Raw genomic sequence first — 13,322 nt, 5'->3', positions numbered from 1 at the left:
CCGGGAACCGGCGCGGTCAAGATCCACAATCCGCGCCGACTCCACGACCCCTGGTTCGGTGGTGACGGTGAACAGCACGCGGCACGAGGAGTTCCGCGCCTACGTGGCGGACCGCGGCCCCACCCTGCTGCGCGCCGCGATGCGGCTGACCAGCGACCGCGCCGAGGCCGAGGACCTCCTCCAGGCCGCCCTCGCCAAGACCTACCTCGCCTGGGACCGCATTCAGGACCGGGCCGCCCTCGACGGTTACGTCCGGCGCGCCATGGCCAACACGCAGATCTCGTGGTGGCGCCGGAAAAAGCTGGATATCTACCCCACGGATCAGGTTCCCGACCGTCCGGTGGACGATCACACGCGGCGCGCCGAAATGCGCGACGCGCTCGGCCGCGCGCTCGGACGGCTCCCCGAACGGCAGCGCCTCGCCGTTATGCTCCGCTATTACGAGGACATGTCCGAAGCGGAGATCGCCGACGTCCTCGGCGTCAGCGTCGGCACCGTCAAGAGCACCGTCTCCCGCGCCATGGCCCGCCTCCGCGACGACGACGCCCTCGGCGACGACTTCCCTGGAATCCCGCAGCAGCGGGAGTGACCGAACTCTGGGCAAACCGGGGTCAGTGGGCTAGAACGGAGTTCCGCAGCTGAGCCGGAGGTGTGCCGTGTGGAGCACCATGCAGGACTTCCCGCTGACCATCACCACCATCATGCGGTACGGCACGCAGGTGTGCGGGTCCGCGGAGATCGCGACCTGGACCGGGGACGGCGCGCGGCGCCGGACCTATGCCGAGGTCGGTGAGCGCGCCGCCCGGCTCGCCGGGGCGTTGCGCGCGCTCGGGGTGGACGGTGACCAGCGCGTCGCCACGTTCATGTGGAACAACACCGAGCACCTGGAGGCGTACCTCGCGGTCCCGTCGATGGGGGCCGTCCTGCACACGCTCAACCTGCGGCTGTTCCCCGACCAGCTCGTGTACATCGCGAACCACGCCGAGGACTACGTCGTCATCGTGGACGGGTCGCTCCTCCCGCTGCTCGCGCCGGTGCTGTCGCAGATGAAGACCGTCCGGCACGTCGTCGTGGTGGGCGACGGCGACACGGCGCCCCTGGAGGGGGCGGGCAAGCAGTTGCACTCGTACGAGGAGCTGCTGGCCGCCGCGCCGCCGGAGTTCGACTGGCCGGAGATCGACGAACGCGCGGCGGCGGCCATGTGCTACACGAGCGGCACCACCGGAAACCCGAAGGGCGTCGTCTACTCGCACCGGTCCGCGTACCTGCACTCGCTGTCGGTGTGCACCGGGAACGCGTTGGGGATGAGCGGCGCCGACGTGGTGCTGCCGGTGGTCCCGATGTTCCACGCGAACGCGTGGGGCCTGCCCTACGCGGCGATGCTGGCGGGCGCGTCGCTGGTGATGCCGGACCGGTTCCTCCAGGCGGAGCCGCTGGTGAGGCTGATCGAGGAGGAGCGTCCGACGATCGCGGGCGCCGTTCCCACGATCTGGTCGGACGTGCTGCGGTACACGCGGGAGCACGGGTCGGACCTCAGCTCGCTGCGGCTCGTCCCGTGCGGCGGGTCGGCGGTGCCGGAGGCCCTGATGCGCGGGTTCGACGAGATCGGCGTGCGGATCGTGCAGGCGTGGGGGATGACGGAGACGTCGCCGGTCGCGACGATGGCGCACGCGCCGGCCGGCGCGGAGGGGGAGCGGGCGTGGCAGGCGCGGGTCAGCCAGGGGCGGGTCCTCGCCGGGCTGGAGATCCGGGTGGTCGGGGACGGGGACGTGGTGCTGCCGAACGACGGGGACGCCGTCGGCGAGGTGGAGATCCGCGGCCCGTGGATCACCGGCGCCTACTACCGCGACGAGGACCCCGGCAGGTTCCACGACGGCTGGCTGCGCACGGGCGACGTCGGCAACCTCTCCCCCGACGGGTACATGGTCCTCACCGACCGGGCGAAGGACGTCATCAAGTCCGGCGGCGAGTGGATCTCCTCGGTGGAGCTGGAGAACCACCTCATGGCCCATCCGGACGTGATCGAGGCGGCCGTCGTCGGGGTCCCGGACGACCGCTGGCAGGAGCGCCCGCTGGCGTCCGTGGTCGTCCGGGACGGCGCGTCGGTCACGGCGGCGCGGCTCAGGGAGTTCCTCACCGACCGGGTGCCGAGGTGGCAGCTCCCCGAGCGCTGGACGTTCATCGCCGAAGTCCCCAAGACGAGCGTTGGAAAGTTCGACAAGAAGGTGCTGCGCCGCCGCTACGCGGAGGGCGGGCTGGAGGTCGAGCGCGTCGACTGAGCGAGGTGCGCGGCGATCGCGTCCTCCCATGACCGCAGGAACGCCGCGTACCCGCCGGCGAACGCGTCGAGGTCGCGCGCGCCGTCGGCGGTGAGGGCGGTCAGGTCGTAGACGACCTCGGCGGTGCTCCCGCCGTCCGGGCGCGGGACGACGCCGACGGTGACGGTCCCGGCGCGGAGGCCCGGCGTCACGCGGGCGTAGGAGACGTGCCGTCCGGGGTGGCGGGCGAGGACGACCCACGTCGTCCGCTCGTCGCCGTGGACGGTCTCGAAGACCGTTCCGGGTTCGGTGTCGTCGGGGGCGTCCGCGGGGAAGAGTGGTCGCCAGCCGTGCACCCAGCGCTCCTCGCCGCGCGGCGTGAACAGCGCGAACGCCTCGGCGGGCGGCAGCGGGACCCGGACGGTCCCCGAGAGGCGGCGCCTCATCGGGCCGCTCCGTCCTCGGTGAGGGCGTGCGCGTCGGCGGCGGTGAGCGTCAGCCCGTAGACGGACTTGAGCTGCCGGATCTTGTCGAGCGTCTCGGGGGAGAAGGGGGCGCTGCCGTCGAAGGCGTGCAGGGCGATGCCCTCGACCAGGTCGCCGAGCGAGATGTCGAGGTACTCGGCCAGCCCCTTGAGCACCTTCAGCACGTTCCGCTCGATCCGCATGCCGGTCTGAACTCGGTCCACATGTACCATGGTACCAACATAACACCATCTGACCCGATTCTGACGCCCGGTCATGAACGAAGTGATCACGGAGGGGGCGGGTGCTTCGGCGCTCGGTCACCGGTATCGGCGATTTCGGGGGATCGAGTGGTGTCGAACGGGCCAAGGGGTGTATGCAAGGTGGGCTGAATGTCCGGACGGCCCCTTTGGGGGCGACTCTCATGTCGGTGTCGGGGAGCGTGTATGCCCAGGTTGTCCCCCTCCGAAGACGTGGCGGACCGGAAACTGGTCCAGGGTCTGAACGAAGGCGACGAGGCGGCGCTGGGCACGCTCTATGACGAGTACGGTGAGCGTCTTTACGACTACGCGTTGTCGATGACGGGAGACGAGAAGACCGCCGCCGACATCGTCCACGACACCTTCATCGACGCGTGCCGCCGCGCCCCCCGGATGCGCGACCACCTGCACCTGAGCTCGTGGCTCTACGGCTCCGCCCGGCGCCGCTGCATCCGCCGCGGCCGCCCCAGACACCTGTACTGGGACCGGGACGCGGAGTTCTCCGACACCCCGTTCCTGGATCGCGCCGACGCGGGCGACGTCTCCGGCTGGCCGCCGTCCGCCGAGCTGCACCGCCTGCTGCGGGCCTGCCTCGACGCCCTGGACCCGGTCGACCAGGAGGCCGTGCTGATGGCGTTCCGGCACGACCTGCGGCCCGCGCGGCTCGGCGCCGCGCTCGGGATGTCGGGCCGCCGGGCCGCCGCGCGCGTCCGCCAGGGCGGCGCCGCGATGGAGGCCGCGCTCGCCGCCGAGGTCGTCCGGACCGCCGGCTCCTGCGCCGGTTCCACGGCGCCCGTTCCGGAACCGGACGGCGAGGAGCCCTCCGAGGAGAGCAGGTCCGCCGCCATCGCGGTCCTGGCGGCCCGCACCCCGCCGGTGAAGCCGCCGCCCGGCCCTGAGGTGCCGGAGGCCGAAGATCACCAGGACCCCGAGGACGGCCCTGAGGCGGCGGACGGCGCGTCCGGCGCCCCCCGCGAGGGTGCGAGGCGCGGCCCGCTGTCCGCCGCGCTGTGGCGGACGTTCCACCGCCGCGGCGAGGCCGGCGCCGAGACCCCCGCCGCCGACCCGTCCCTCGCCGAGCACGCCGAGGGATGCCCGGCCTGCCGGGCCCGCGGCCTGGTCCGCGCCGCGCCGCTGCTGCGCCGGGCGCCCGCGCCCGTGCTGCCCGCCGCGCTGCGCCACCGCGTCATGCACACCGCGACCGACCCGGAGCTGGCCGGCTACCGTGCGGACATCGCCGCGCGCGGCGGCCCGCTGACCCCGGAGGGCCTGCCGAGCCAGCCGGACGTGCCGTCGCCGTTCACCCGGCGGTGGCTGTTCACCGGCGGCGGGATGGCGGGAGCGCTGGTGGCGGCGGTCGTGGCGGCGCTCCTCATGGGACCCGGGATCGGCGGGGGCACGCTGTCGTGGCCGCCGTTCCTGAACCAGCCGTCGATCAAGCACGACGGCGGGCACGGCGGCGGGGGCAAGGAGCACGGCGGCCACCGGTCCGGCGCGCCCGGCGGGCCCGGCGGCCCGTCCGGCACGCCGGGCGGCCCGTCCGGCGCGCCCGTCCAGCCGCAGACCGACGGGAAGAGCCCGTCGACTCCGGCGACGTCCGCGCCCCCCACGTCAGCGCCGCCGACCCCGAAGCCGCCCGCGCGGCCGGGCGTGCTCGTGGTCAACCCCGGCACGGTCGAGATGTACGGCACCAAGACCGCGCAGGTCCGCCTGTCCGCCCGGAACGGTCCGGTGACCTGGACGGCGATGACGTCCAACGGCGAGCTGGTGCTGTCGCAGATGCAGGGCGGCGTCGCCAAGGGCGGGACGGCGTACGTGACGGTCACGCTGCGGACCGCGCTCATCGGCCTGCCCGGCCAGGGCACGCTGACCTTCACCGACTCCGAGGGCGCCGCCCACCAGGTCACCGTCAAGTGGGGCGCCTCGCTGCTGTGACGCGCGGCTCCGGGCCTCGGCGCCGGCTCAGCCCGCGGCGTGCCGGCCGTCGCCGGCGAGGTGGTCCCTGATCGTCTCGAGGTGCTCGCCGAGCGCCGCCTGCACGCGGGCCTCCATCGCCCGCGCGATCAGCGGGTCGACGACCATCTTCACCAGCGGGCGCATCCGCCGCACCACCGCGGCGACCTCGGTGACCTCCTCGCCGCCCGGCTGGTCCTCCAGCCGGGTGAAGACGTGCTCCTGGACGAGGCCCACGAACCGTCCCGCGATCACGTCGACGTCGCCGCGGATCTTCTCGGCGATGTCGAGCACCGCGTCCAGCGGGATGCCCGCCGCGACCAGCTCGGCGCCGACGTGCAGCAGCCGGGGGCTCGGCACGCGGAACGTGTCGCCGTCCGGCTCGATCAGGCCGAGCGCGATGGTCCGCTCCCGGATCCGCTCCCGGTCGGCGTCGTCCAGCCCGGCGCCGAAGATCGCGACGAGCTCGTCGTAGCCGACGGTGCCGGGGATCTCGTCCGACCACGGGTCGGTGAGCACCTTCTCCAGGCCGAGGACGTCGCCGACGTCCTTGCCGGTCTCCCACGCCGTCAGCAGGTCCTTGATGACCGCGAACGTGTAGCCGCGGCCGAGGAGCTGGCCGATCAGCCGCAGCCGGGCCAGGTGGGAGTCGTCGTACAGGCCGACCCGGCCGGCGAGGCGCGGCGGCGGCAGCAGCCCCCGGTCCTGGTAGGCGCGGATGTTGCGCACGGTGCTCCCGGCGGCTCGCGCCAGGTCGTCGATTCGGTACTCGGCCATGCCCCGCCTGCCGTCGCGTCCATCTTGACCGCCGCGATCTTACTCCGCCATCATTGTTACATTGATCAATGAGACATAGAGGGGGAGTCCATGACGGACCCCGGCGGACCCCTGGACATCGAGGAGACCCTCCTCGGCGGCCCCCTGCGCTACACGCGCAAGGACGTCGAGGCCCTCTCCGGCGTCCCGGACGCGTACGCGCGCCGCATCTGGCAGGCCCTGGGCTTCCCCATCCCGCCCGACGACGAGGTCGCCTTCACCGACGGCGACGTCACCGCCCTCCGCGAGATCAACGAGGTGCTCGGCCACGACCTCGTCGACGAGGACACCGTCCTGCAGCTGGTCCGCGCCGTCGGCCAGACGATGGGGCGGCTCGCGAGCTGGCTCGGCGACGTCTGGTTGCAGCGCCTCAGCGTGCTGCCGTCCGACGAGCCCGTCACCCCCGACCTGGTCACCGCGGCCCTCGCCGCCACCGAGGAGCTGCGGCCCGCGTTCGAGCGGCTGCTGCTGCACGGCTGGCGCCGCCAGCTCACCGCCGCCGGGCTGCGCGCCGCCGCCGTCACGGCCGCCGCGCCGTCCGACCCCGCCGCCGGCCTCGCCCACCTCGCGGTCGGGTTCGCCGACGTCGTCTCCTTCACCCGGCTCAGCCGCAGCCTCGACGCGGACGCGCTCGCCGCGTTCGTCGAGCGCTTCGAGTCCGCGACGGCGGAGATCGTCGCGGACCTCGGCGGCCGGGTCGTCAAGACCCTCGGCGACGAGGTCCTCTTCGTCGCGACCGACCCGTCCGCCGCCGCCGAGATCGGCCTGCGCGTCGCGGAGCGCTTCGACGAGGACCCCGGGTTCCCCAAGGTCCGCGTCGGCCTGGCGTACGGCGAGGTCATCCAGCGGCTCGGCGACGTCTTCGGGACCCCCGTCAACCTCGCCGCCCGCCTGACCGCCACCGCCTACCCCGGCACCGTTCTCATCGACGGCGAGCTGGCGTCCGCGCTTCCCGGCGGCGGCCGCTTCGACATCTCGTCGCTCCGCCCCCGCCCGCTCCAGGGCCTCGGGCGGGTCAGGCCGCGGCTCCTGCGCCGCGCCTCCGGCGGCGGGCGCTGACGCCGCGGCGGCCCTGATCGGGGCGGGTCGGGGGCGCCGTATCCTCGTCGGGCCCGCCGCCGTCCCCGAGAAGAGCTGATGGACTCCTCCCTCTATGTCCTGGTGGAGGACCTGCGCGGCGTCGACGCCGCGGGGATCCTGGCCCACGGGGTCTCCTCGATCACGGTCGGCGCGGCCTACCACCGCGCCCGCGATGTGACGCCCCACGGCCGCTCGCGCGTCACGTTCCGCCACGACGGCGTCCATTTCCCGCTGGACGGCCACTTCGACGGGCTCAGGCTCGTCCCGCCCGTGCGCGAGGGAGCGGACGAGCAGCCGCTGCGCGCGCTCAGGGAGGAGACGCGCGCGCTCGGTGTCCCCCTACACGGCTGGGGCGTGTTCCTGCACAACACCACGCTCGGCCTGGCGTTCCCGGACGTGACGCAGGAGAACTGCTTCGGCGACCGCGCCGCGCCCGCCGACCTGTGCCCGTCCCACCCGGACGTCCGCGCCTACGCCGTCGCCCTCGGCCGCGCCATAGCCCGGCAGGGGATGGACTCCGTCGTCGCCGAGTCCCTGCACTTCGGGACGTTCGGCCACGGCTACCACCACGAACGCTCGTTCGTGGAACTCGGCCCGGCCGCCGAGTTCGCTCTCGGCCTGTGCTTCTGCGAGCACTGCCGCCGCCGCGTCCCTGAGGCCGACCACGCCCGCGACGTCGCGGCCCGGCTCGTGGCGCCGGTGCTCGACGGAGGCCCGCCCGCGGAGGAGATCCCTGACGTCCTGGCCGAGTTCGCCCGCGCGCGGACGCCGGTCGTCACGTCCCTGGCCGCCGAGGTCGCCGACGCCGTGGCGGCGGAAGGCTCCCCGTTGACATTCGTCGACCTGACCGGCGCCATGAAGGGCTACGCGGACGGCCTCCCCACCGGCGCTCCGGCCGCCGCCGACGCCTGGCAGGTCGGCGTCGACCCCGCCTCCCTGGCGGGCGCCGTCCCGTCCTATGCCGTCCTCTGCTACGCCCGGGAGGCCGGGCGGATCGCCGAGGACGTCGCCGCCTACCGTGCCGCGCTCGGCCCGGACACCGCCCTGCGGGCCGTCCTGCGCCCGGGGCGCCCGGAAACCGCGTCCGCCGAGCACCTGGCGGCCAAGGTCGACGCGGCCCGCGCGTCCGGCGCCGACACGGTCGACTTCTACCAGTACGGCCTGGTCCCGCTCCCCGTCCTCGACCGCATCGCCGTCCACCGACTCAATGAGCGGCGTCCAGGTTGGCGGTGACCCGGCTCAGCGTCTCGCGCAGGGTGAGGAGCTCCTGGAGGTCCAGGCCGGTCGCCTCCAGGATCCGGCGCGGGACCTCGGCCGCGCGCGCCCTGAGCGCACCGCCCCGCTCGGTGAGGTGCACCGTCACCGAGCGCTCGTCCTCGCGGCTGCGGCGCCGCTCCACCAGGCCCGCGGACTCCAGCCGCTTGAGCAGCGGCGAGAGGGTCCCCGAGTCGAGCCGCAGGCGCTCGCCCAGCCGCTTGACCGTCGGGCCGTCCGCCTCCCACAGCGCGAGCATCGCCAGGTACTGCGGGTACGTCAGCCCGAGGCCGTTCAGCTCCGTGCGGTAGAGCGCGTCGAAGGCCCGGGACGTGGTGTGCAGGGCGAAGCAGACCTGGTGGTCGAGCCGCATCAGGTCGCCGTCGGGGATCCCGGTCATGCCCGCCAGTCTACGTTTGCGCCCATTGAGTTGTCCGCAACCGGAATCTCAGCGCGCCTCCAGCCGCGGCGGCAGCTCGAACGCCGCGAAGACCCGCGCGTCCTGGAAGACGACGTTGCGCGCCAGCCCGTCGGGGCGGACGGAGAAGACCTGAAGGGTGTGGAGCACGAGGCCGCCGCCGTCGTCGTCCCGGTGGTAGGCGGCGACGGCGGGCTGCGCGTTCGCCGCCGTCCGCACCATCCGCCAGTCGGTGTCCCGCATCGCGAAGAGCCGCTCCATGAACCGGCCGTAGGCGTCCCGCCCGCGATACCAGAGCGGGACGGGCGGCATCTCCAGCACCGCGTCCTCCGTCAGCAGGGCGACGAGCCCCGCCACGTCGGCGGCCTCGAACGACCGGATGTAGCGGTCCACGAGCGCGTCGACGGCGCCGTCGTCCGGCTCGGCGATCCGGTCCTCCACCGGGGCCGCCTCCTCCAGGCCGGCCCGCGCCCGCTGGAGCGCGCTGTTCACCGCCGCCGGGGTCGTCTCCAGCAGCTCCGCGACGTCCGCCGCCGGGAACTCCAGCACGTCGCGGAGGATCAGCACCGCCCGCTGCTTGGGCGGCAGCGCCTGCATCGCCGCGATCAGCGCCAACCGCAGGCTCCCCCGCCGGACGGCTCGCTCCGCCGGATCGCCGAGCAGCGCGTCCGGGAAGGGCTGGAGCCACGGCACGTCCAGCGACGGGGCGAGCGGCGCGTACGGGTCGTCGCTCGGGGCGCAGAGGCCGGACGGCAGCGGCCGCCGCGACCGGCCCTCGAGCGCCGTCAGGCAGGCGTTCGTCGCGATCCGGTACAGCCACGTCCGGACGGACGCCCGCCCCGCGTCGTAGCGCTCGCGGGCCCGCCACGCGCGCAGCATCGTCTCCTGGACGAGATCCTCGGCCTCGTGGACGGCCCCGAGCATCCGGTAGCAGTGCACCAGCAGCTCGCGCCGGTAGGGCTCCACACGGGCCTCGAAGTCCTCGTCCATACCGGGCCTCCTCCAAGGGCGTCCGCCGCGCCGGAACGCCGGTTCGCGGGCGGGCTGTGTGCGCGCGGGGCATCCGGGCACTCGTCAGGTCGTCGGATATACCTGCCGGATCCGGTTTTCTCATCGCTCCAGGGAGAGGGAATCCCTCCGGGACCGGCAGGGGCGCCGTCAGCCGGACGCCGGCGGGTCGGCGAAGATGCCCTGGAGCAGGCCGGTCGCCTGGCCCACCTCGATGAGGTAGCCGTCGGGGTCGCGCATGTAGCAGCGGATCTCGGCCTTGCGGTCCAGCGGCTCGGTGAGGAACCGGACCCCCTGGGCCGTGGCATGCGCATAGAAGGCGTTGATGTCCGCCACCCGGACGTTGAGGAATGTCGACACCGGGTCGCCCGGCGAGGGCGGCGTAAGGACGATGTCCGGCTTGTCCGGTGTCGGTCCGCCGCCCGGGTTCATGATGATCCAGCTGTTCGCCACCTTGACGGTGGCGGGGTTCTCCTCAAGGATCACCTCCCCGCCCAGGACGTTCACGTAGAAGTCCCTGGAGACGGCGACGTCCCGGACGGTCAGGAAGTGCGTGAGCACCAGACCTTCGGTCGGTGCGGGGAAACCACCTTGGCCGGGCATCCCGGCTCCCTTCTCTCGTCGCGCGCTACGCCTGGTGCCGCGCTACGCCTGTATTCGCGCTACGCCCGTACCGCGCTACGCCTGGTGCAGGGCCCAGCGGTTCGGGTCGGCCTCGAGCGCGGCCCGGTCCCAGCCGCCGAGGTCCGCGGCGGCCTCGTAGGTGCTCTGGAGGAACGCGGAGAGCGTCCGGTCGGGGTCGTCCGCCGTGGCCACCGCCTCGTACGGCAGCAGGAACTGCCCGTTCTCGCGGCTGTAGAACGCCGCGTCCGGCGCGACGGGACGGTCGGCGAACCCCTCGGGCTCGGGGTAGGCGTAGGCGTAGAAGGCGCCCTCGTCGAGGCCGGGCCAGAACCCGCAGCTGCTCAGCTCCTTCGAGTACCCCTCGACCATCACCCAGTCGCCGCAGTTCGGCGCGCCGCCCGGATGCCGGGGCGCGTCGCGTCCGGAGAACCGGGTGCAGGCGAGGTCCATCGCGCCCCAGAAGAAGTGCACCGGGCTCACCTTGCCGACGAAATGGGACCGGAACTCGCCGAGCACCCGGTTCGCCTGGAGCAGCTGCCGCCAGAACAGGTGCGCCGCCTCCGGGTCGTAGGACGCGTGCTGGTGGTCGTCGGCGAACGGGATCGACGGCTCCACCTCGTTCGGCCGCGCCTGGATCGTCGTCTCGATCCCCAGCCCGACGAGGTGGTCCATGGTCTCGGCGTAGAAGTCGGCGACCGGCTTCGGCTCCAGCACCACGCAGCGCTGCTCGCCGCTGTCCCTGCGGATGCGCAGCAGGTGGTCGACGAAGTCGAACTCGAGGTCGAACGCGCCGGCCGCGTACGGGATCGTCGAGGTGGTCAGCCCCCGCGGGCTGACGTACAGCGTGACCTGCCACCAGTGGTTGAGCAGCGGAGCGTGCGCCAAGCGGATCTTGCCGACGATCTGCGCCCACATGTGCAGGGTGTCCCGCGTGCCGGTCCAGTCCGCGACGCGCAGCCGCGGCCATGCCTCCTGCCTGTGCTCCCCCACTGGAGTCCCCCTCGCGCGCACGCCTCCGCGGGGCGTCCGGGGGCCCGCCCGCCTCCTACGGTCGCCCTCCTACCCCCGGTTCCCCCCGGGCAACCGTCCGGTGCGGAGGGCCTCAGGGCCGCCGGGACCGGGCGCGGCGGATCAGCCGGAACAGGCAGCCGCCGGCGGCCAGCGCGGACGCGAAGGCGGCCGGCGCGGCGGCGAGCAGCCACAGGCCCGTCCGCCACGTGCCCTGAAGCAGGTACCCGACCGCGAACAGCAGCAGGACGAACGTGAGCGCCGTCAGCAGCCCGGCCGCCAGGCCGGCGGCGATGATCAGGACGGTGCGGGCGAGGGCCCTGCCCACGGCCGCCCGCCGGCGCCGCGCCCTGCCCGGGGCGGCGGGCGGGCGGAGCGCGGACGGCGGTCCGGGCGTCCCGGGCGGGCGGGGCGGCGCGAGGTCCGCGACGGCGGCGGGCGGCCCGGCGGCGGCCGTCCGCGCGCGCGGGTCCCGGCGGTCCCCTCGGTATCGGACCCCTGGTGCCGTGTTCCGCTGCCGCTCGCTGCTCATCGTCTTTTCTTCGTCGCGTCGATGTCGACCGTCGAGTCTTCCAGGGCGGGCGCGCCGGACGGGCGACCGCCGGGGAGCGCGGCGATTCCCGGCGGGCCGCGCAACCGCCGCAAAAAGCCCCGTTTCCCCGCAGTGGAATTCCGGTCTTTCCGTCGAATGCGTCCGAAATAAGAGAAATGAGTAATCGGCTCTTCCTCGGGTATGGAGCAGCCACCATGGGCCTGACCGTGGAGAGCCGGGCCGACCCGGTGCACACCGATCTGGTCGTCGTCACGCTGACCGGCGAGGTGGACGTGGCCACCGCCGGCCGCCTGCGCGACCACCTGGCCGCGCTGATCGCGCGCGGCGCGCGCCATCTGGTGCTGGACTTCGCGGGCGTCGCGTTCATCGACTCCAGCGGGCTCAGCGTGCTCGCCGGGATCCACCGGCTGCTGTCCTCCCCCGAGCGTCCCGCCTCCGGCGAGGGCGGTGCCGGCTCCGGCGGGGAGGGCTCCCGTGCGGACGGTTCCGGCGAAGGCGGCCGCGCGTCCGGGACGCTCGCCCTCGCCGGGGTGAACCTGCGGATCCGCGAGGTGCTGCGCACCACCGGGTTCACCCGGTTCGTGCCGATCTACTCGGCGGTGGAGCCGGCGGTCGCCGTGCACCAGACCACGGTGCCGCGCGCCGGCCCCTGAACCGCTCCCAGGGCGGCGTCCCCGCCCCGCCCGGCGATCAGCCCAGGCTGAGCGGGGTCTCGGAGTCCACGCGGGTCAGCTTCTCGGGGTTGCGGACGTAGTAGAGGCCGGTGATGCGGCCGCCCTCCACGCGGGCCGCCATGACGCCGTCGAGCTCGCCGTCGAACCGCAGGAGCAGCGCCGGTGCGCCGTTGACGGCCGTGAGCTCCGTCGTGATCGTGACCGTGCCCTTGAGCTTGCCGCTGCCGCCGACGATGTAGCGGGCGACCTTGCTCGCCCCGACGATCGGCCGCGCCCCGGCCTGCTTCACGCCGCCGCCGTCGCCGATCAGGACGACCTCGGGCGCGAGGACGTCCAGCAGGCCCTGCAGGTCGCCGGTGTCGAGCGCGCGCCGGAACGACTCCACGACCGCCCGGGTCTCGGTCGCCGAGACCGCCTCGCGGGGGCGGCGGGCGTCGACGTGCCGGCGGGCGCGGTAGGCGATCTGCCGGACGGCCGCGGGGCTCTTGCCGACCGCGGCCGCGATCTCCTCGTAGCTCACGTCGAACGCCTCGCGCAGCACGAACACCGCGCGCTCGGTCGGCGACAGCGTCTCCAGCACGAGCATCAGCGCCATCGACATGCTCTCGGCGAGGACGGCGTCCTCGGCCACGTCCGGCGCGGTGAGCAGCGGCTCCGGCAGCCACGGGCCGACATAGGACTCCCTGCGCCGGGACATCGTGCGCAGCCGGTTGAGCGCCTGCCGGGTCGCGATCCGGACCAGGTAGGCGCGCGGGTCCTGCACATGGTCCAGGTCGACCCCGACCCACCGCAGCCACGTCTCCTGGAGGACGTCCTCGGCGTCGGCCGCGGAGCCGAGCATCTCGTAGGCGACGGTGAAGAGGAGGTTGCGGTGGGCGACGAAGGCGTCGGTCGCCGGGTCGGTGGCGTGGTCGTCGGTCATGTCCTCGTCCCTGTCCTGTGCCGGAGCCGC

At 73.9% G+C, this 13,322-nt stretch carries 15 protein-coding genes; 6 read left to right on the top strand and 9 right to left on the bottom strand.

Features of this window, described 5'->3' with window-relative positions; all coding sequences use genetic code 11:
• Positions 1 to 67 precede the first annotated feature (67 nt).
• Both J4557_RS22650 and J4557_RS22645 read left to right on the top strand, forming a co-directional pair.
• Entirely contained in the window at positions 68 to 589 is a 522-nt protein-coding gene (locus J4557_RS22650; RefSeq protein WP_208268717.1) for a SigE family RNA polymerase sigma factor, read from the top strand.
• Between the two features lie 67 nt (positions 590 to 656).
• Complete coding sequence (locus J4557_RS22645) at positions 657 to 2,279, top strand: long-chain fatty acid--CoA ligase (protein WP_208268716.1); 1,623 nt, start codon at positions 657 to 659, stop codon at positions 2,277 to 2,279.
• On the opposite strand, the gene J4557_RS22640 is transcribed toward J4557_RS22645, so the two are convergent.
• A complete protein-coding gene (locus J4557_RS22640) occupies positions 2,240 to 2,704 on the bottom strand; it encodes an SRPBCC family protein (protein WP_208268715.1) in 465 nt (154 codons plus the stop codon). The two genes, J4557_RS22645 and J4557_RS22640, sit on opposite strands and share 40 nt — an antisense overlap.
• Positions 2,701 to 2,946, bottom strand: a complete 246-nt coding sequence (locus J4557_RS22635) for a hypothetical protein (RefSeq protein ID WP_208268714.1) — start codon at positions 2,944 to 2,946, stop codon at positions 2,701 to 2,703. Before J4557_RS22635 ends, J4557_RS22640 begins: the two co-directional genes overlap by 4 nt.
• A 222-nt stretch (positions 2,947 to 3,168) precedes the next feature.
• Between J4557_RS22635 and J4557_RS51010 the strand changes: the two genes are divergently transcribed.
• Positions 3,169 to 4,917, top strand: coding sequence for a sigma-70 family RNA polymerase sigma factor (locus J4557_RS51010; protein ID WP_208268713.1), 1,749 nt, complete (start codon positions 3,169 to 3,171; stop codon positions 4,915 to 4,917).
• Positions 4,918 to 4,944: 27 nt separating this feature from the next.
• Here the strand turns inward: J4557_RS51010 and J4557_RS22625 are convergent, their stop codons facing one another.
• Complete coding sequence (locus tag J4557_RS22625; protein WP_208268712.1) at positions 4,945 to 5,712, bottom strand: MerR family transcriptional regulator; 768 nt, start codon at positions 5,710 to 5,712, stop codon at positions 4,945 to 4,947.
• 90 nt (positions 5,713 to 5,802) lie between these two features.
• Between J4557_RS22625 and J4557_RS22620 the strand changes: the two genes are divergently transcribed.
• Both J4557_RS22620 and J4557_RS22615 read left to right on the top strand, forming a co-directional pair.
• The gene (locus J4557_RS22620; RefSeq protein WP_208268711.1) at positions 5,803 to 6,810 is read left to right on the top strand and encodes an adenylate/guanylate cyclase domain-containing protein; all 1,008 of its coding nucleotides are present in this window, start codon (positions 5,803 to 5,805) and stop codon (positions 6,808 to 6,810) included.
• Positions 6,811 to 6,888: 78 nt separating this feature from the next.
• Positions 6,889 to 8,064 carry a hypothetical protein gene (locus tag J4557_RS22615; protein WP_208268710.1) on the top strand — a complete coding sequence of 392 codons (1,176 nt, stop codon included), beginning with the start codon at positions 6,889 to 6,891 and terminating at the stop codon, positions 8,062 to 8,064.
• Here the strand turns inward: J4557_RS22615 and J4557_RS22610 are convergent.
• From J4557_RS22610 to J4557_RS22590, 5 genes are all read right to left on the bottom strand, one after another.
• Positions 8,036 to 8,485 carry a MarR family winged helix-turn-helix transcriptional regulator gene (locus tag J4557_RS22610; RefSeq protein ID WP_208268709.1) on the bottom strand — a complete coding sequence of 150 codons (450 nt, stop codon included), beginning with the start codon at positions 8,483 to 8,485 and terminating at the stop codon, positions 8,036 to 8,038. The genes J4557_RS22615 and J4557_RS22610 overlap by 29 nt on opposite strands.
• 48 nt (positions 8,486 to 8,533) lie before the next feature.
• Positions 8,534 to 9,493: a sigma-70 family RNA polymerase sigma factor gene (locus tag J4557_RS22605; protein WP_208268708.1), complete on the bottom strand. Its 960-nt coding sequence runs from the start codon at positions 9,491 to 9,493 to the stop codon at positions 8,534 to 8,536.
• Positions 9,494 to 9,661: 168 nt separating this feature from the next.
• The gene (locus tag J4557_RS22600; RefSeq protein ID WP_208268707.1) at positions 9,662 to 10,114 is read right to left on the bottom strand and encodes a VOC family protein; all 453 of its coding nucleotides are present in this window, start codon (positions 10,112 to 10,114) and stop codon (positions 9,662 to 9,664) included.
• 75 nt (positions 10,115 to 10,189) lie between these two features.
• On the bottom strand, positions 10,190 to 11,125 hold the full coding sequence (locus tag J4557_RS22595) for a DUF5996 family protein (RefSeq protein WP_208268706.1): 936 nt from the start codon (positions 11,123 to 11,125) through the stop codon (positions 10,190 to 10,192).
• A gap of 112 nt (positions 11,126 to 11,237) precedes the next feature.
• Positions 11,238 to 11,675, bottom strand: coding sequence for a hypothetical protein (locus J4557_RS22590; protein WP_208268705.1), 438 nt, complete (start codon positions 11,673 to 11,675; stop codon positions 11,238 to 11,240).
• Positions 11,676 to 11,890: 215 nt separating this feature from the next.
• On the opposite strand from J4557_RS22590, the gene J4557_RS22585 reads away from it, so the two are divergent.
• Positions 11,891 to 12,349, top strand: a complete 459-nt coding sequence (locus J4557_RS22585) for an STAS domain-containing protein (RefSeq protein ID WP_208268704.1) — start codon at positions 11,891 to 11,893, stop codon at positions 12,347 to 12,349.
• A 37-nt stretch (positions 12,350 to 12,386) separates the two neighbouring features.
• Here the strand turns inward: J4557_RS22585 and J4557_RS22580 are convergent, their stop codons facing one another.
• Entirely contained in the window at positions 12,387 to 13,292 is a 906-nt protein-coding gene (locus tag J4557_RS22580) for an RNA polymerase sigma-70 factor (protein WP_208268703.1), read from the bottom strand.
• Between the last annotated feature and the right edge of the window lie 30 nt (positions 13,293 to 13,322).

The organism is Actinomadura nitritigenes, assembly GCF_017573545.1.
Lineage (GTDB): Bacteria > Actinomycetota > Actinomycetes > Streptosporangiales > Streptosporangiaceae > Spirillospora > Spirillospora nitritigenes.
The sequence above is the reverse complement of the archived record's forward strand: the minus strand, read 5'-3'. Positions and strand labels throughout refer to the sequence as shown.